Source organism: Achromobacter sp. 46006 (assembly GCF_059761975.1).
Genome location: NZ_JCBANN010000060.1, coordinates 1 through 16,769, shown reverse-complemented (window position 1 = coordinate 16,769; position 16,769 = coordinate 1). Strand labels below are relative to the sequence as shown.

Here is a 16,769-nt window from a genome sequence, read left to right as displayed (position 1 = left end):
GCGGGCAAGTCTGTTCAGGGCCCCGCGGCCTGATCCGTTTCCGTGGGGCACCGGAACTTGCCCCGCAGAAAAAAGGCCACTCCCAGGAGTGGCCTTCGTGTATTCGAGGGGCCGGCGCATCGCGCCGGCGCGGCTCAGCGGTGCCAGCCGCCACGGCCGTGGTGGTACCCCCGGTCGGGGCCGCGCCAATGGCCTCGGTCGCCCCAATACCCGCCGCCGCGGATATACACCGGCGCCGGGTACACCACTGGCGGAGCCACGTAGACAGGCGCCGGCCGGTAGTAGACCGGGGGTGGGGGGGCATAGACCGGGGCTGGAGCCACATAGACGGGGGCGGGCGGCGCATAGACCGGCGCCGGGTACACCACCCCGGGCAGGCCGATGGAGATGCCGACATCCACCCGGGCCAGCGCGACGCTCGACAGCAGCAGACCCGCCACACCCGTTCCTGCGATTAGCCATTTTTTCATTTTGCACCTGCCTGCCGCGTGACGCGGCCAAGTTGAGTATTCGTTGAGGCCATTTTCGGTCTTTTTGGCGGGGCAGGAGTAAGCGGGGGCAGTCCAATAGCGACAATCCGCAACGGCCGCGCCGGCCAGCGTCGATGCCATGCTGCGGCGCCACAATCTGATTCCACCCTGGCATCGCCTCTGCTGAAATCGACTGAAATAGCGTGGGGGGAGATGACGCGGGGTGGCGGGATTACAAATAGTCACCATCCCGCAGCGCGATTTCTCCGCCTGCAACACCGGTACGCCTGCGCCAGGAGCCAGGCGGGGGAAGGCCAGGGGGCCGCGCGCCGTGTGGCTATGCTTCGTCCGGCTGCTTGCAGCGGAATTCGACCACCCATACCCAAGGGTTCGCGGCCCACGCGTGCGCGCCGTAGCGTTCGCACCAAGTCACGGCAAAAGCGGTTTGCAATGGGACGCCGGGCAGAAGCGCGCGAGCGTGATAAAGCGCCTGTGTGCCTTCGGCGCGGGCGTCGGCTTCGGACAGCTTTTGCAGCCGCTGGATGCGTACCCCCACAATGACCGCCGTGGTGAAGGGCTGGCCGGTTTCGTCCTCGAGCACGATGCTTTCACCCGATCTCCCGTATGGGCAACTGACCCAGGGAGAGGTCTTGCGCAATTCGCCTGTCCCGTCCTGTGCCGGTCCCATGGCAACCCATTTGCCGGAATCGGCCGCGTCGGCGTACCAGGCGGTCGTCGGCTTGGTGGGCTGAGGTTTGACGATGCGCCGGGTCTGCACTTTGTAGCCATCCAGGATGGCTTGCTTGAGCGGCTCGCTGAATTGGAGTGCCTGCCTTTTCATAGCGGTGTTTTCCCCTCACGTTCGACGCTTGCATTCCCTATGGTGTTGCAGCCGGGGCGACGCGTGCCAACGTATGGCGGGCTCTGGAAGCTCGCATGAAACAGTATGACGCGTCACTCTCGTCATGTCAGGCGAAGGGGGGGGAGTGTGTCTTTTTGAATACGGCGCGGGGTTGTTTGTATACTCGAAATATGAATACTGACCTGCACGATCTCAAGCCCGGTTACTACTGGTACACCATGGCCAATGACCCGCTGGCCGTCATCCATATCCACGACGATGGCGGCGCCACGCTGATGGGCACCGACTATCGCCTGAGCGCCGAAGGCGTGGCGGACATGCTCCGCCAGGGCCAGCGTTTCTTCTGGATCGAACCGCCGCAGCAAGCCTGATCTGGCGCCGCCGGGCGGCGTGAGACGCTGCCGGCCCGAGCCCGAGGATGCCCCATGACCGACCTGTTGCTGAACGACGTGCGCCTGCCCGACGGCACGGCGGCCGACGTGCTGATCTCCCGTGGCCGTATCGAATGCATCGGTCCCGGCCTGTCCGCGCCCGCCGACGTGGCGCGCGAGCCTGGTGGGGGGGCGCTGCTGTTGCCTGGCCTGGTGGAAGGGCATACCCATCTTGACAAAACCACTTGGGGTTCCCCCTGGTACGTGAACCAGGTGGGCCCGGCGCTGACCGACCGCATCGATAACGAGCGTGCCTGGCGCGCCGCCAGCGGCCATGACGCGGCCAGCCATTCGCGGGCGCTGGCGCTGGCCTTCCTGCGCGAAGGCGCGACGCGCATTCGCAGCCATGTCGACGTCGATACCGAGGCCGGCCTGCGCCACCTCGAAGGCGTGCACCGCACGCGCGATGCCCTGGCCGGTCTGGTCGAGATCCAGACCGTGGCGTTTCCGCAGTCAGGCCTGCTGGTCCGGCCGGGCACGGCCGCGCTGCTGGACCAGGCGCTGGCGCAAGGCGCGGATGTGCTGGGCGGGCTCGATCCCTGCGCCATCGATCGGGATCCGGCGCAATCGCTGGACCTGCTGTTCGGTCTGGCCGACAAGCACGGCAAGCCCATCGATATCCATTTGCACGAGCCGGGCGAACTGGGCGCGTTTTCGCTCGACCTGATCCTGGATCGGGTACGGGCGTTGGACATGCGCGGCCGTGTGGTCGTCAGCCACGCCTTCTGCCTGGGAGGCGTGGATGCCAAGCGGCTGGATGGCCTGCTCCAGCGCCTGGCCGCGCTGGACGTGGCGCTGCTGACCACCGCGCCTCCGTCGCGGCCGGTGCCGCCGCTGCGCGCCTGCCGCGAGGCGGGGGTGACCCTGTTCGGCGGCAACGACGGTATTCGCGATACCTGGACGCCGTACGGCAGTCCCGACATGCTGGCGCGCGCCATGATGATCGGCCTGCGCAACGACTTGCGGCGTGATGATGAAATCGGCTGGGTGTTCGACTGTGTCACGACCTCCGCGGCCCATGCCTGTGGCTTCGCGGATTATGGGCTGGTGCCCGGTGCCCGCGCCGATCTGGTGCTGGTGGCGGCCAGTGGCGTGGCCGAGGCCGTGGCGCAGCGCGCGCCGCGTCGTCTGGTGATCTCGGGCGGCAAGCGGGTGGCGCGCGACGGCCGCCTGCTGGGCGACCTGGCCGGGCAAGCGGCACAGGGGCGCTAGGCGGAGCGACCCGGGTCGACCCGTGGCGCTGCCCTCAGGGCGCCGCGGCCTCGCTTTCCGCCAGCGCCACGAACACCCGCATCAACTCCGAGCGCACGCCCGTGCGTGGCCAGATCGCGCCCACGGTGCGTACCGGGCAGGGCGCCGGCAGCGGCCAGCGCCTGACCGGCGCCGAGACCCCGGTGGTGGCCCAGTCGGGCAGCAGCGCGACCCCCAGTCCTTCCGAAACCAGTTTGGCAATCGAATCGATGCCGTCCAGCTCGAAGCGCACGTGCGGCCGCAGGTCGCGGGCGCGCAGGTAATCATCGGCCATGCGGCCCCCCACCACGCTGCGATCGTAGCGGATGTAGGGTTCGCGCGTGATCACCGCGAGCGGGTCGCGCACCGCCATGTCGGCCGGTGTCACCAGTACCAGCGGCTCGCGCCGCAGGTCGCGCCAGGCGCAGGACTTGGGAATCGCGAACAGCGGGTGTACCAGCAGCGCGCCGTCCAGCTCTCCCGCCAGCACCTTGCCGTAGAGCAGGGTGGTGGGCGCCGGCTCGATATAGATCTCGATGTGGGGATGGCGCGTGGCCCAGGCACGCAGCACCGGCGGCATGATGCCGGTGAGCGCGGTGGGCGTGGCCCCCAGGCGCAGCGGGCCGGCCGGCAGGTCGGACTCGGTGGCGGCCGAACGCAGGTCGCGCACGTCGCGCAGCAGGTGGCGGGCCCGTTCCAGGATGCGGGTGCCGGCGGCGGTGGGCTTGACCGTGCGGCCCGAGCGCGCGATCAGTGCGCTGCCCATGTCCGCCTCCAGGGCGCGCAGTCGCTGCTGCACGGTGGCCGGCGTCAATCCCTGGTGGCGCGCTGCCTGCGCGATGGAGCCCAGTTCCACCACGTGTACATAAGTCTGCAGGAATCTCGAATCCATGGCCAGGCACCCATAAAAGATGTTTTTTCCATATTCTAAATATGGTTCAACATAATTGTTTGTTTCTTTGAGGGCGGCAAGAATGCGTCTGAGCGTTGCGCCGGCGCAAGGCGCGCCGGCAGCGCAACCCGCAATATTCCCGTTATCAGGAGCCTGCCGTGCCCATTATTGAATCCATCGACGTTTGTGCCGCCGCGGTGCCCTTGGACAAGGTCACCTCGTTTTCGAACCGCACCGTTTCCACCCGCCACTACGGACTGGTGAAGGTCCGCAGCACCGATGGCGTCGAAGGCATCGGCTTCTGCTACGTTGGCAGCGCCGGTGGCGCGATCTTCGAGGCCGCGGTGCAGAGCCTGCTGGCGCCAGTGCTGCTGGGCAAGGACTCGCATGCGGTCGAGGGGCTGTGGCAGGCGATGTACCAGGAGGCCCTGCTGCAGGGACGCCAGGGCACCGTGATGCGCGCGATCAGCGCGCTCGACATTGCCCTCTGGGACCTGAATGCCAAGACCGCCGGCCTGCCGCTGCACAAGTTCCTCGGCGCGGTCGAACTGGAATCGGTGCCGGCCTACGCCAGCGGCGGCTACTACCTGGACGGCAAGACGCCGCAGCACCTGGGCGAGGAAATGGCCAGCTACGTCGCCAAGGGCTTTGGCGCCGTCAAGATGAAGACCGGCCGTCTGTCGCCGCGCGAGGAAGAGGCACGCCTGAAGGCGGCGCGCGAGGCCATCGGCCCCGACGTGGAACTGATGATGGACTGCAACAACGCCTGGCAGGACGTGACCCAGGCCATGCAGTACATCCGCCGCTTCGAGCAATACGAGCCGTACTTCATCGAGGAGCCGTTCGGCCCCGATGACATCGACAGCCATGCCAAGCTGGCGCGCCTGACGCACCTGCCCATCGCCACCGCCGAGATCGGCTATGGCCGCTGGTATCACAAGGAATTGCTGGACAAGGGCGCGGCCGGCATCCTGCAGACCGACGCCGCGGTGTGCGGCGGCATCACCGAGTGGAAACGCATCGCCGCCACCGCCGCCAGCTATGGCGTGGTGGTCTGCCCGCACTGGTTCCACGATGTGCATGCGCCGCTGGTGGCCGCCACGCCCAATGCGCGCTACGTCGAATTTTTCTGGGACGACCAGGTCCTGAATTTCCGCAAGCTGGTGGATCGCCAACTGACTCACAAGCAGGGCCGAGTGGTGCTGCACCAGGAGCCGGGGTTGGGATTCGGTTTCGATGAACGCATGGTCGAGCGCTACGGCAAGTGGACCCGCGTCGGCCGCTGACAGGAGAGTCTTCATGAGCACCCCCGCCGCTGACCGGCCGCAAGGCGTCTATTCGCCGGTCCTCACGCCTTTCAACGCGGATCTGTCGCCCAGCGTGCCGCGCTTCGTCGGGCATTGCCGCGCCTTGCTGGAGCAGGGCGCGGGCCTGGCGATCTTCGGCACCAACTCCGAGGCCAATTCGCTCAGCCTGGCGGAAAGGCGCCAGTTGCTGGACGCATTGCTGGAGGCCGGTCTGCCGGCCGCGCGCATGATGCCGGGCACCGGCGCCTGCGCGCTGCCGGACGCGGTGGAACTGACCCGCCATGCCGTCAGCGCGGGCTGCGGCGGGGTGCTCATGTTGCCGCCCTTCTATTACAAGGGCGTCAGCGACGAAGGGTTGTTCCGCGCCTTCGCCCACGTGGTCGAGCGCGTGGCCGACGATCGCCTGCGCATCTACCTGTATCACATCCCGCCGGTCTCGGGCGTGCCGATCAGCCTGGGCCTGATCGAGCGGCTGCTGGGCGAGTTTCCCGGCATCGTCGCCGGCATCAAGGACAGCTCCGGCGATTGGGACAACACCGCGGCCATGCTGCGCGATTTCCAGCCGCGCGGTTTCGACGTGTTTGCCGGCACCGAAACGGTGTTGCTGGAAACGATGCGGGCGGGCGGCGCGGGCTGCATCACGGCGACCGGCAATGTCAACGCCGCGCCCATCGTCGCCTTGTACCGTTCCTGGCGCGAAGCCGGCGCCGAGCAACGGCAGCGTGCCTTGAACGAAACCCGCGCTGTCTTCCAGTCGTATCCGATGATTCCGGCCATGAAGGCCGCGATTGCGCGGTGGCGCAACGATCCGGTCTGGGCCACGGTGCGGCCGCCGCTGGTGGAATTGAACGCCGCGCAGGCGGCGCAACTGGCCCAACGGCTGGCGGCGCCCGAGGCCTGAACCGCATCGCGGGACCCCGCGGCTACCGGGTGGCGGGCGCGGCAGGTTTTTACCAACAGTCACCGGGCATGAACCCGGTGCGCGAGGAGACAGATATGCAACGCAGGGATTTCATGGCCGGCGCCGCGGCGCTGGGGGCGGCGCTTGTGCTGCCATCGGCCCGGGCGCAGGGTTTGCCGGCAGGGCCGGTCAAGATCGTGGTCGGCTTTCCGGCGGGCGGCGGCACGGATGTGCTGGCGCGGCTGCTGGGACAGAAGCTGGGCGTGCTGTGGAATCTGCCTGTCATCGTCGAGAACCGCGCCGGCGCGGCCGGCATCATCGCGGCCGAACAGGTGGCGCGCCAGCCGGGGGACGGCAACACCCTGCTGATGGCCCACATCAACAGCCACGGCATCGCGCCGGGACTGCATCCCAAACTGGCGTACTCGGCCGAGCGGGATTTCTCGCCCATCGCGCTGGTGGGCAAGACGCCGACACTGTTGATCGGCGGCACTGAGCAACCGGCCAAGACCCTGCCAGATCTGGTGGCGCTGTGCCGCGCGCAGCCGGGCAAGATCATCTTCGGGTCGGCCGGCAGCGGCTCGGCGCAACATCTGGCGCTGGAGATATTCAAGGCGCGCGCCGGCATCGATGTGCTGCACGTACCCTACAAGGGCTCGGCGCCGCTGATGAACGACCTGCTGGGCGGCCACGTGCAGTACTGCTTCGAGGGCATGACCACGGCCACCCCCCTGATCCGCGCCGGCAAGGTGCTGGCGTTGGCGCAGACGCTGCGGCAGCGCTCCCCCAGCCATCCCGAGGTGCCGACGGTGGCCGAGCAAGGTTATCCGCGCTTCGAGGCCAGCATCTGGTTCGGCATGGTCGGCCCGGCCAGGATGCCGGCCGACATGGTCGCGCGCATGAACCAGGACATCGATCGGGTGCTGGCCATGGCCGACGTGAGGGAGAAGCTGGCGCAGGTGGGCGCGGAAGATGGCGGCGGCAGCGCGCAGCGCTTCGCCGACTTCATGCGCGACGAACAGCGTAAGTATGCCAAGACCATCCAGGATGCCGGCATCGTTGCGCAAGGGTGACGGCCGATCGCCAAGAAGCGGCGGCGGGGCTGGCCGCTGATTTCTGGCTGCCGAACCGCCTGCTTTCCGCCCCATCTGCTTTTGCTCCACCCGCGTTCACCCGATTCATGGGGCCGGACAAAGAAAAAGGCCAATCCCGAAGGATTGGCCTTTTTTTCGAATACTGGCGGAGAGGGTGGGATTCGAACCCACGGTACGGGGATACCGTACGCCTGATTTCGAGTCAGGTACATTCGACCACTCTGCCACCTCTCCGTGGCTGGATTCCGTAACGGCGAAATTCCTGGTTCGACACCGGCAGGTTTTGGCCTGTCGGGGTATTCCCGGGTTTCCCGCAATCAGATTCCTGGTCGGAAGAATCTGCGTTGTCGGAGCAGCGAAGCCCGCAATTCTACAGCAAAAAAAAGTTTTGTGTAAAGCCCCCCGATGTCGGACGCTACAGTGGGTTTCATCGGCTTCCCAGGTGGGCATTCCTTGCCCAGAATCAGACTGTTCCGATCTGCCCGATCCGCGCTGATGAACCTGATCCTGATCCTGTTGCTGGCCGCCGTGTTGTGCGTGCCCTTGACCCAGCGGCTGGGCCTGGGCGCCATCCCGGGCTACCTGCTGGCCGGCGTACTGGTGGGGCCCTCGGGCCTGAGGCTGGTGACGGACGTGGGCGACATGGTCAATGTGTCGCAGTGGGGCGTGGTGATGATGCTGTTCATCATCGGCCTGGAGCTGGCTCCCAAGCGCCTGTGGGCGATGCGCCACGAGGTGTTCACGCTGGGGGCTGCGCAGATGCTGGCCTGCGGCCTGCTGTTGGGGGTAGTGTTCGGGGCCGCCTTGCGCCACATGGCGGGGATGGCGTGGCAGGCGGCCGTGCTGTGCGGCCTGTCGCTGGCGCTGTCGTCGACGGCGGTAGCCTTGCGGTTGCTGGAGGAGCGCGGCCTGACGCGCACGCCGATGGGCCGTTCGGCGCTGGGGGTGTTGCTGTTCCAGGATATGGCGGCGATCCCGATGCTGGTGGCGGCGGGACTGCTGGGCGCGGGCGGCACCTCGGCCCCCTCTTTCAAGGAGGCGCTGATTGCAGTGGTGGTGGTGGCCGCGGCCTATCGGCTGCGTCTGCTGGGCTGGGCCGCCAGGGCGCAGTTGAAAGAGCTGTTCACGGCGGCGGCATTGCTGCTGGTGGTGGGCACGGCGCAACTGTTCGACTATGCGGGGCTGTCGGCCGGCCTGGGGGGCTTCCTGGTCGGGGTGTTGATGGCCGAATCGCGCTACCGCCACGATCTGGAAAACGCCATCGAGCCATTCAAAGGCCTGTTGCTGGGCCTGTTCTTCGTGGCGATCGGCATGTCCATGAACCTGCACGTGGTCGCGGAGCACTGGAAGTTCATCGGGGCGGGGGTGATCGCGCTGCTGGCGGTCAAGGCGCTGGTGCTGTATGGTTTCGCGCGCTTTCTGGGTTTGCCGCGCTACCACCGCCTGCTGTTCGCCATGGTGCTGGCACAGGGGGGCGAATTCAGTTTCGCGATCTTCAACGAAGCCTGGGACAACCACCTGGTGGATCTCGGGCAGCGTGATGTGCTGGCCGTGGTGGTGGCGGTGTCGATGGGGGTGGTGCCCATCCTGATCAAGCTGCTCGAACGTATCCCGGAACGCCTGGGCGGTATGGCGGACCTGCCGGAGGCCGAGCCGCCCGCCGGGAGCGCGGCATGGGATCAGGCTGATTCTGCATCGCCCGCGCAGCCGGCGTCGCGACCGGGGGCGCCGCCGCGCGCTTGACCCCGCGCCGCGTGGGGGCATGGCATGATGGACGCCTTGCCGGGCGGCTACACTTGACGCAGTTTTTCAGTCCGTGTTTCGCCCACGGCGCCGGACGGCGTGAGCCGCCCGCCCTTCGCGCCCCGCCACAGGAGAACATCCATGCTCAAAGGAAAAGTCGCAGTCGTCACCGGATCCACCAGCGGGATCGGCCTGGGAATCGCCACCGCGCTGGCCGCGCAGGGGGCCGATATCGTCCTGAACGGCTTCGGCGACGCCGCCGAGATCGAAAAGGTGCGCGCCGGCCTGGCTGCCCAGCATGGCGTCAGGGTGCTGTACGACGGGGCCGACCTGTCCAAGGGCGAGGCCGTGCGCGGCCTGGTCGCCAACGCGGTGCGCCAGATGGGCCGCATCGACATCCTGGTCAACAACGCCGGCATCCAGCACACCGCCCTGATCGAGGACTTTCCCACCGAGAAATGGGATGCCATCCTGGCGCTGAACCTGTCGGCCGTGTTCCATGGCACCGCCGCCGCGCTGCCGCACATGAAGAAGCAGGGCTTCGGCCGCATCATCAACATCGCCTCGGCCCACGGCCTGGTGGCCTCGGCCAACAAGTCGGCCTACGTCGCCGCCAAGCACGGGGTGGTGGGCTTCACCAAGGTGACCGCGCTGGAAACCGCCGGCCAGGGCATCACCGCCAACGCCATCTGCCCGGGCTGGGTGCGCACTCCGCTGGTCGAAAAACAGATCTCGGCGCTGGCCGAAAAGAACGGCGTCGACCAGGAAACCGCCGCGCGCGAACTGCTCGGCGAAAAGCAGCCGTCGCTGCAGTTCGTCACGCCCGAGCAACTGGGCGGCACGGCCGTGTTCCTGGCCTCCGATGCCGCCGCGCAAATCACCGGCACCACCGTCTCCGTCGATGGCGGCTGGACGGCGCGCTGATCAAAGGAATCTCCGAATGCTATTTCTGCTTTCCCCCGCCAAGAAGCTGGACTACGACTCGCCGGTGCACGTCGAGGCGCACACCCAGCCGTTGTTCGTGGACCAGGCCGCCGGCCTCATCAAGGTCCTCAAGACCAAGAGCGCGGAGGACATTGCCGCGCTGATGAGCCTGAGCCCGGCGCTGTCCGAGCTCAATGTGCAGCGCTATGCGCATTGGAAGCGCACCTTCACGCAGGCCAATTCACGCCAGGCCGTGCTGGCCTTCAATGGCGACGTGTACGAAGGCCTGGATGCCTCGACCCTGTCGGCCAGGCAGCTCGACTGGGCGCAGGAGCACGTGGCCATCCTCAGTGGCCTGTACGGCGTGCTGCGGCCGCTCGACCTGATGCAGCCGTACCGCCTGGAAATGGGCACGCGCCTGGAGACCCCCAAGGGCAAGAACCTGTATGAATACTGGGGCAGCGGCATCGCCGAGTACCTGAACGAGCGCCAGGCGGGCCAGAAGGCGCCGGTCATCGTCAACCTCGCGTCCGAAGAGTATTTCAAGTCGGTCGACCTGAAGGCGCTCAAAGCGCGCGTGGTGCAGTGCGTGTTCCAGGATTGGAAGAACGGCGCCTGGAAGATCATCAGCTTCCACGCCAAGCGCGCGCGCGGCCTGATGGCGCGCTACGCCATCCTGCACAAGGTATCCAAGCCCGAAGGCCTGCACGGCTTCGACCTGGAAGGCTACAAGTACGACGCCTCGGCCTCGACCGAGGACAAGCTGGTGTTCCGCCGCAAGCTCTGAGCCGAGCGCGGGCGCCATGCAAAGGCCGGCCTTGAAAAGGGCCGGCCTTTTTATGTGCGAAAGGCGCAGGCGTTTCAGGCCGGCGCCGTCACCGGCGGCGCGTGCAGCGGATCCGCCAGCGCCTGCAGTTCCTGCCGGATCATGTGGGATGCCTTCAGCATCTGCTTGATCGGATATGCCAGCGCCGCCTGCTCGCCCGCGGTGTCGAACTGGGTCGGCAGGTCGGCGGGGGCCTGGGCGCGGTTCTGGTCCAGCAGCTCCACCATGCCGGCCAGCGCCCGGTGCACCGCCTGCGGCGTGGCCGGCAGCGCGGCCAGGATGGGGATGGCCGCGGTGATCTGCGAGGCCAGCACGTGGTTCTGGATCAGCAGGTTGTTCAGCTCGGGCACGCTGACCTGGTGCGATTTGGGCTCGCTCATCATGCGGTAGAAGGCCTCGGCGAAATTGCTGAAGGCGATGTGCACGTTCTTGCGCGCCAGGCGCCAGGCCAGGTCGGCGTCGGTGACGGCCGGCGTGGCGTCGGCGGCCGCGCCCACCGGCGCGCCATGCGTCTGCATCGCTTCGACGTAGCGCATGCCGGCGATCAGGTATTCGCGATTGGCGCGCGTGGCGGCGGCCGCGAGCGGCTTGAGGTAGCGCGCCTCCCACCACGGCAGGATGTAGCTGCACACCAGCGCCAGCGCGCAGCCGATCAGGGTGTCGATGGCGCGTTCGCCGATCACCGACATCGACACCGTGCCGGGCGAGACGAAGTGGAATACCAGCACCACGAACAGCGTGTTGAAGATGGCGCTGGCCATGTAGTTGAGCTGCACCATGCTGTTACCCATGATGCAGGCGCCCAGCAGCACCGCGAACAGGATGCCGGGCCGGTCGGTGACGTTGAACAGCAGCAGGGCGCAGATGCAGCCGATCAGCGTGCCCATCAGGCGCCAGCCGTTGCGCTGGCGGGTCAGCGCGAAGCCCGGCTTCATGATGATGACGATGGTCAGCATGATCCAGTAGTTGTGCGCCGAGAAGGCTGGCGACAGCCATTGGCTGGCCAGCGTCATGGCGATGGCGGCGGCGGCCGTCACCCGCAGCGCGTAGCGAAAGTGCGGCGAGTCCAGGCGCAGGTTGCTGGTGAGCAGGCCGAAGCGAAATTCCTGGCGCGAGATGAAACGGGTCAGCGACTTGTTGATGCGCAGCACGTCGGTGGGCTTGGCGTGCGGCGAGGCGGCGGTGTGATCGGCCAGGCGGTCGACGATGCGGGCCGAGTTGCGCAGCCGCCGCAGCACTTGCACGATCAGCGCCAGCATCTCGGGTTCGCGCTCGCCCAGCCCCTGCTGCTTGAGCTGCTCGATCTCGTACTCGATGGCGCGCAGTTCGGCCTTGGCGCTGCTGCGGTACTGCACTTTGCGGCCACGCGACACGTCCAGCGCGATGCGGTTCAGCTCCAGCGACATCTTCACCAGCGCATCGCGCATGAACATCAGGCAGTCGTTGCCGGCCAGCGTGCGCCGCAGCGCGGCATAGTCGGTGTGGGTGGCCACCAGCGTGTCCAGCAACTGCAGCATGTCGACGAACATGTTCCAGATCATCACGCGCTGGCGGTCGCCCAGGCCCTTGCCGCGCGGCAGGGCGCGCAGCACCATGTCGCGCGCCGCCTGGTGCTTTTCGGTCATGATCGACTGGCGCTGGATCAGGGTGCGGTAGGCCTCGTCGAGGTCGGCGGTCTCATCGTAGAAGGTGGCGCGCGCGGCTACGTAGTCGGCGGTGGCGAACAGCGCCACCGACATCGCCTGCTGTTCCTCGCGCAGCCAGAACAGGCGCGAGAATCCCAGACTGAACGCCACGTAGAACAGCGCCCCGCCCAGCGTCGCGGCGGCGTGCGCCAGGACTTCATGGGGTTGCAGGGGCGAATGCATGGTCAGCGTCATCAGCAGCAGCCCGGCAAAGCCGATCAGGCCGCCGCGCTTGCCGAACACCGTGAACATGGAATAGACGAAGCACTGGGCAATGACGACCAGCCAGATCATCACAGGGTGGGTCGAGGCCAGGCCCGTGATGATGACGGTGAGTGTGCCCAGCGCCGCGCCGCCCAGCATCTCGTTGGTGCGATGGCGTTGCGGGCCGCCGGGCTGGTCGATGATGGCCAGGCACTGCGCGCCAAAGGTGGCCACCAGGCCGGTGGTGTAGTTGCCGAACAGTCCGCCCAGCACCAGCACCGGCAGCAGCATGCCCACGCCCTGGCGCACGCCGCCGAAGAAGTAATGGCTATAGAGGAAACGGCGAATGCTGGCAATGCGCAGATCCATGGGCGCTGGACTCGAATCCGGGTAACGCGTCAAGTATAGAGAGGCCGGCTGCGTTTTAGGGGCCGGATGGTTACCGAACTTTCCCGGATGCGCCGGCGCGACTTCCGTGCAACGTCCGCGAAACCTCGATTTGCTACCTTTGCCGCAACGCGGTAAATTGCTCCACTTGCGCCGGTCTGCCTATCCGAAACCGGCGCGATGAGGCGGATGGCCAGGGTCACCTCCCAGCCATCTTGCAGCAGACCTATTTGCCGTTGGCCGCGCCACAAGCGTGTGTTGCCAAGGCTTCCATTTCGACCTCCAGCGTCCCCCAGGGGCGTTTGCACTGCGTTCTGTCGAACGTATGCCGGGTCGGCAGGGTGTCCGGGTGGCGTGGCTCCGTGAGCCGCTAAGCGCCGGATCATGTTGCCGTAGCCGGCATGGGTTCAGTTGCCGCCGTATCCGGGCGCGCAGCAGTCAGGGTTGCAGGGCCGGTTTTGAAAGGAATGACAACATGGAAATGAATGGCGCCGATATCGTCGTGCGCTGCCTGGCCGATGAAGGCGTGGAACACGTTTTCGGCTACCCTGGCGGCGCGGTGCTCTACATCTACGACGCGATTTTCAAGCAGGACAAATTCCAGCATATCCTGGTTCGTCACGAGCAAGCCGCCGTGCACGCGGCCGATGCCTACTCGCGCTCGTCGCAGAAGGTCGGCGTCTGCATCGTGACCAGCGGTCCGGGCGTGACCAATGCCGTCACCGGCATCGCCACCGCCTACATGGACTCCATCCCCATGGTCATCATCAGCGGGCAGGTGCCCACTGCGGCCATTGGCGAGGACGCCTTCCAGGAATGCGACACCGTCGGCATCACTCGCCCCTGCGTCAAACACAACTTCCTGGTGCGTGACGTCAAGGACCTGGCCGAAACCATGCGCCGCGCGTTCTACATCGCGCGCACCGGCCGTCCCGGCCCGGTGCTGGTGGATATCCCCAAGGACATCACCGTCGCGCAGTGCAAGTACACCCCGCCCAAGGGCGAGATCTCGATGCGTTCCTACGCGCCCGTCAACAAGGGCCACCAGGGACAGATCAAGAAAGCCGTGCAGATGCTGCTGGCCGCCGAGCGGCCGATGATCTACACCGGCGGCGGGGTCATCCTGTCGAACGCCGCGCCCGAGCTGAACAAGCTCGTGTCGCAACTGGGCGCGCCCTGCACCAGCACCCTGATGGGCCTGGGCGGCTTCCCCGCCAGCAGCGGCCAGTTCGTCGGCATGCCCGGCATGCACGGCACCTACGAGGCCAACATGGCGATGCAGCACTGCGACGTGCTGCTGGCCATCGGCGCCCGTTTCGACGACCGCGTGATCGGCAACCCCAAGCACTTCGCCCAGAACGCCCGCAAGATCATCCATATCGATATCGACCCGTCGTCGATCTCCAAGCGCGTGCGCGTGGACGTCCCGATCGTCGGCAACGTCAAGGATGTGCTGGCCGACCTGAGCGCGCAGTACGAGGCCGCCTCGGCCGAGCACAAGCCGGCCTCCATCGCCAAGTGGTGGGAGCAGGTCGAGACCTGGCGCGGCAAGGAATGCCTGAAGTTCGCCAATTCGGACGAAGTCATCAAGCCGCAATTCGTGGTGGAGAAGCTCTGGGAAGTGACCGGCGGCGACGCCTTCGTCACCTCCGACGTGGGCCAGCACCAGATGTGGGCGGCGCAGTACTACAAGTTCGACAAGCCGCGCCGCTGGATCAATTCCGGCGGCCTGGGCACCATGGGCGTGGGCCTGCCCTACGCCATGGGCGTGCAGATGGCCAATCCGGGCCAGGACGTCGCCGTGATCACCGGCGAGGCCTCGATCCAGATGAACATCCAGGAACTGTCGACCTGCCACCAGTACCGCCTGACGCCCAAGATCGTCTGCCTGAACAACCGCTTCCTGGGCATGGTCCGGCAGTGGCAGCAGATCGATTACGGTTCGCGCTATTCCGAGTCGTACATGGATTCGCTGCCCGACTTCGTCAAGGTGGCCGAGGCCTACGGCCACGTGGGCCTGCGCATCGAGCGCCCGGCCGATGTCGAGCCGGCGCTGCGCGAAGCGTTCGGCAAGCACAAGGAGCGCCTGGTCTTCCTGGACTTCATCACCGACCGCACCGAAAACGTGTGGCCGATGGTCAAGGCCGGCCGCGGGCTGACCGAAATGCTGCTCGGCTCTGAAGACCTGTAAGGAGGCCACCATGAAGCACGTGATTTCCGTCCTCCTCGAAAACGAGCCCGGCGCGCTGTCGCGCGTGGTCGGCCTGTTCTCGGCGCGGGGCTACAACATCGAGACCCTGACCGTGGCGCCCACCGAAGACGCCACGCTGTCGCGCATGACCATCGTCACGACCGGCTCGGATGAAGTCATCGAGCAGATCACCAAGCACCTGAACCGCCTGGTGGACGTGGTCAAGGTCGTGGACCTGACCGAAGGCGCGCACATCGAGCGCGAGCTGATGCTCGTGAAGGTGCGCGCGGTCGGCAAGGAACGCGAGGAAATGAAGCGCATGGCGGATATTTTCCGCGGGCGCATCATCGATGTGACCGACAAGTCCTACACCATCGAATTGACCGGGGTGCAGGAAAAAGTACAGGCCTTCCTGGAAGCCCTGGACCGCAGTGCCATCCTGGAAACCGTGCGCACCGGCGTGTCCGGCATCGGCCGCGGTGAACGGATTCTGAAGATTTGACCGGCCTTCCAGGCCAAGCCGCACCCTACATACGAACCAACGAATAATCCAAGATATCTGGAGCACCCCATGAAAGTTTTCTACGACAAAGACTGCGATCTCTCCCTCATCAAAGGCAAGACCGTTGCCATCATCGGCTACGGCTCGCAAGGCCACGCCCACGCCCAGAACCTGAATGACTCGGGCGTGAAGGTCATCGTCGGCCTGCGCAAGGGCGGCGCTTCGTGGGACAAGGCCGCCAACGCCGGCCTGCAGGTCAAGGAAGTGGCGGAAGCCGTCAAGGCCGCCGACATCGTCATGATGCTGCTGCCCGACGAGAACATCGCCTCGGTCTACAACAAGGAAGTGCACGCCAACATCAAGGCGGGCGCCGCCCTGGCCTTCGCCCACGGCTTCAACGTCCACTATGGCCAGGTCGTGCCGCGTGAAGACATCGACGTCATCATGATCGCCCCGAAGGCCCCCGGCCACACGGTGCGCAACACCTACAAGCAGGGTGGCGGCGTGCCCCACCTGGTGGCCGTGTACCAGGACAAGTCGGGCGCCGCGCGCGATGTTGCCCTGTCGTATGCCAGCGCCAACGGCGGCGGCCGTGCCGGCATCATCGAGACCAACTTCCGTGAAGAAACCGAAACCGACCTGTTCGGTGAACAGGCCGTGCTGTGCGGCGGTACCGTCGAACTGATCAAGGCCGGTTTCGACACGCTGGTGGAAGCCGGCTACGCGCCCGAAATGGCGTACTTCGAGTGCCTGCACGAGCTGAAGCTGATCGTCGACCTGATCTACGAAGGCGGCATCGCCAACATGAACTACTCGATCTCGAACAACGCCGAGTTCGGCGAGTACGAAACCGGCCCGAAGATCGTCACCGACGAAACCCGCAAGGCCATGCGCCAGTGCCTGACGGACATCCAGACCGGCGAATACGCCAAGAAGTTCATCCTGGAAAACGCCGCCGGCGCCCCGACGCTGACCTCGCGCCGCCGCATCAACGCGGAATCGCAGATCGAAGTGGTGGGCGGCAAGCTGCGCGCCATGATGCCCTGGATCGCCGCCAACAAGCTGGTGGACAAGTCCAAGAACTGATTCCGGTTTTTGCGCGGGGCTTGCGCCCCGCGCG

General features: G+C 66.4%; 15 protein-coding genes and 1 tRNA gene. 11 read left to right on the top strand and 5 right to left on the bottom strand.

Annotated elements, in window-relative coordinates:
* Window positions 1–134 precede the first annotated feature (134 nt).
* Together AC6LKG_RS21875 and AC6LKG_RS21870 are read right to left on the bottom strand one after the other, a co-directional pair.
* The gene (locus AC6LKG_RS21875) at window positions 135–470 is read right to left on the bottom strand and encodes a virulence factor (protein WP_498168088.1); all 336 of its coding nucleotides are present in this window, start codon (window positions 468–470) and stop codon (window positions 135–137) included.
* Window positions 471–807: 337 nt separating this feature from the next.
* Window positions 808–1,311 (bottom strand): ASCH domain-containing protein, encoded by a 504-nt coding sequence (locus AC6LKG_RS21870; RefSeq protein ID WP_498168085.1) that lies wholly within the window; start codon window positions 1,309–1,311, stop codon window positions 808–810.
* Window positions 1,312–1,502: 191 nt separating this feature from the next.
* Here AC6LKG_RS21870 and AC6LKG_RS21865 point away from each other — a divergent pair, with 191 nt between their 5' ends.
* Together AC6LKG_RS21865 and AC6LKG_RS21860 are read left to right on the top strand one after the other, a co-directional pair.
* Entirely contained in the window at window positions 1,503–1,703 is a 201-nt protein-coding gene (locus AC6LKG_RS21865) for a hypothetical protein (protein WP_006389098.1), read from the top strand.
* Between the two features lie 54 nt (window positions 1,704–1,757).
* On the top strand, window positions 1,758–2,975 hold the full coding sequence (locus tag AC6LKG_RS21860; protein WP_498168083.1) for an amidohydrolase family protein: 1,218 nt from the start codon (window positions 1,758–1,760) through the stop codon (window positions 2,973–2,975).
* A 34-nt stretch (window positions 2,976–3,009) separates the two neighbouring features.
* Here the strand turns inward: AC6LKG_RS21860 and AC6LKG_RS21855 are convergent, their stop codons facing one another.
* Window positions 3,010–3,885, bottom strand: a complete 876-nt coding sequence (locus tag AC6LKG_RS21855; protein WP_498168080.1) for a LysR family transcriptional regulator — start codon at window positions 3,883–3,885, stop codon at window positions 3,010–3,012.
* Between the two features lie 158 nt (window positions 3,886–4,043).
* Here AC6LKG_RS21855 and AC6LKG_RS21850 point away from each other — a divergent pair, with 158 nt between their 5' ends.
* The 3 genes from AC6LKG_RS21850 to AC6LKG_RS21840 all read left to right on the top strand — a co-directional run bounded on the left by AC6LKG_RS21850 (window position 4,044) and on the right by AC6LKG_RS21840 (window position 7,166).
* Window positions 4,044–5,171, top strand: coding sequence for a mandelate racemase/muconate lactonizing enzyme family protein (locus tag AC6LKG_RS21850; protein ID WP_498168077.1), 1,128 nt, complete (start codon window positions 4,044–4,046; stop codon window positions 5,169–5,171).
* A gap of 13 nt (window positions 5,172–5,184) precedes the next feature.
* The gene (locus AC6LKG_RS21845) at window positions 5,185–6,093 is read left to right on the top strand and encodes a dihydrodipicolinate synthase family protein (protein ID WP_498168075.1); all 909 of its coding nucleotides are present in this window, start codon (window positions 5,185–5,187) and stop codon (window positions 6,091–6,093) included.
* Between the two features lie 95 nt (window positions 6,094–6,188).
* A complete protein-coding gene (locus AC6LKG_RS21840) occupies window positions 6,189–7,166 on the top strand; it encodes a Bug family tripartite tricarboxylate transporter substrate binding protein (protein WP_498168073.1) in 978 nt (325 codons plus the stop codon).
* A gap of 164 nt (window positions 7,167–7,330) precedes the next feature.
* On the opposite strand, the gene AC6LKG_RS21835 is transcribed toward AC6LKG_RS21840, so the two are convergent.
* A tRNA-Ser gene (locus tag AC6LKG_RS21835) sits at window positions 7,331–7,421 on the bottom strand.
* Between the two features lie 261 nt (window positions 7,422–7,682).
* Between AC6LKG_RS21835 and AC6LKG_RS21830 the strand changes: the two genes are divergently transcribed.
* The 3 genes from AC6LKG_RS21830 to yaaA all read left to right on the top strand — a co-directional run bounded on the left by AC6LKG_RS21830 (window position 7,683) and on the right by yaaA (window position 10,641).
* Window positions 7,683–8,930 carry a cation:proton antiporter domain-containing protein gene (locus tag AC6LKG_RS21830; RefSeq protein ID WP_498168071.1) on the top strand — a complete coding sequence of 416 codons (1,248 nt, stop codon included), beginning with the start codon at window positions 7,683–7,685 and terminating at the stop codon, window positions 8,928–8,930.
* 141 nt (window positions 8,931–9,071) lie between these two features.
* Window positions 9,072–9,854: a 3-hydroxybutyrate dehydrogenase gene (locus AC6LKG_RS21825; protein ID WP_498168070.1), complete on the top strand. Its 783-nt coding sequence runs from the start codon at window positions 9,072–9,074 to the stop codon at window positions 9,852–9,854.
* Window positions 9,855–9,870: 16 nt separating this feature from the next.
* Complete coding sequence (gene yaaA, locus AC6LKG_RS21820) at window positions 9,871–10,641, top strand: peroxide stress protein YaaA (RefSeq protein WP_498168068.1); 771 nt, start codon at window positions 9,871–9,873, stop codon at window positions 10,639–10,641.
* A gap of 74 nt (window positions 10,642–10,715) precedes the next feature.
* On the opposite strand, the gene AC6LKG_RS21815 is transcribed toward yaaA, so the two are convergent.
* Window positions 10,716–12,938 (bottom strand): FUSC family protein, encoded by a 2,223-nt coding sequence (locus AC6LKG_RS21815; RefSeq protein ID WP_498168066.1) that lies wholly within the window; start codon window positions 12,936–12,938, stop codon window positions 10,716–10,718.
* Between the two features lie 439 nt (window positions 12,939–13,377).
* Between AC6LKG_RS21815 and AC6LKG_RS21810 the strand changes: the two genes are divergently transcribed.
* The 3 genes from AC6LKG_RS21810 (at window position 13,378) to ilvC (ending at window position 16,735) form a co-directional block, all read left to right on the top strand.
* Window positions 13,378–15,147: an acetolactate synthase 3 catalytic subunit gene (locus AC6LKG_RS21810; RefSeq protein ID WP_498168114.1), complete on the top strand. Its 1,770-nt coding sequence runs from the start codon at window positions 13,378–13,380 to the stop codon at window positions 15,145–15,147.
* 10 nt (window positions 15,148–15,157) lie between these two features.
* Window positions 15,158–15,649: an acetolactate synthase small subunit gene (ilvN, locus tag AC6LKG_RS21805; RefSeq protein ID WP_006217868.1), complete on the top strand. Its 492-nt coding sequence runs from the start codon at window positions 15,158–15,160 to the stop codon at window positions 15,647–15,649.
* A 69-nt stretch (window positions 15,650–15,718) separates the two neighbouring features.
* Complete coding sequence (gene ilvC / locus AC6LKG_RS21800; protein ID WP_006389118.1) at window positions 15,719–16,735, top strand: ketol-acid reductoisomerase; 1,017 nt, start codon at window positions 15,719–15,721, stop codon at window positions 16,733–16,735.
* Window positions 16,736–16,769 lie beyond the last annotated feature (34 nt).

Excerpts from the sequence above, each read along its gene's own strand:
- AC6LKG_RS21875 (WP_498168088.1), bottom strand. The coding sequence starts at position 470 with ATGAAAAAATGGCTAATCGCAGGAACGGGTGTGGCGGGTCTGCTGCTG.
- AC6LKG_RS21870 (WP_498168085.1), bottom strand. The coding sequence starts at position 1,311 with ATGAAAAGGCAGGCACTCCAATTCAGCGAGCCGCTCAAGCAAGCCATC.
- AC6LKG_RS21865 (WP_006389098.1), top strand. The coding sequence starts at position 1,503 with ATGAATACTGACCTGCACGATCTCAAGCCCGGTTACTACTGGTACACC.
- AC6LKG_RS21860 (WP_498168083.1), top strand. The coding sequence starts at position 1,758 with ATGACCGACCTGTTGCTGAACGACGTGCGCCTGCCCGACGGCACGGCG.
- AC6LKG_RS21855 (WP_498168080.1), bottom strand. The coding sequence starts at position 3,885 with ATGGATTCGAGATTCCTGCAGACTTATGTACACGTGGTGGAACTGGGC.
- AC6LKG_RS21845 (WP_498168075.1), top strand. The coding sequence starts at position 5,185 with ATGAGCACCCCCGCCGCTGACCGGCCGCAAGGCGTCTATTCGCCGGTC.
- AC6LKG_RS21840 (WP_498168073.1), top strand. The coding sequence starts at position 6,189 with ATGCAACGCAGGGATTTCATGGCCGGCGCCGCGGCGCTGGGGGCGGCG.
- AC6LKG_RS21830 (WP_498168071.1), top strand. The coding sequence starts at position 7,683 with ATGAACCTGATCCTGATCCTGTTGCTGGCCGCCGTGTTGTGCGTGCCC.
- AC6LKG_RS21825 (WP_498168070.1), top strand. The coding sequence starts at position 9,072 with ATGCTCAAAGGAAAAGTCGCAGTCGTCACCGGATCCACCAGCGGGATC.
- yaaA (WP_498168068.1), top strand. The coding sequence starts at position 9,871 with ATGCTATTTCTGCTTTCCCCCGCCAAGAAGCTGGACTACGACTCGCCG.
- AC6LKG_RS21815 (WP_498168066.1), bottom strand. The coding sequence starts at position 12,938 with ATGGATCTGCGCATTGCCAGCATTCGCCGTTTCCTCTATAGCCATTAC.
- ilvN (WP_006217868.1), top strand. The coding sequence starts at position 15,158 with ATGAAGCACGTGATTTCCGTCCTCCTCGAAAACGAGCCCGGCGCGCTG.
- ilvC (WP_006389118.1), top strand. The coding sequence starts at position 15,719 with ATGAAAGTTTTCTACGACAAAGACTGCGATCTCTCCCTCATCAAAGGC.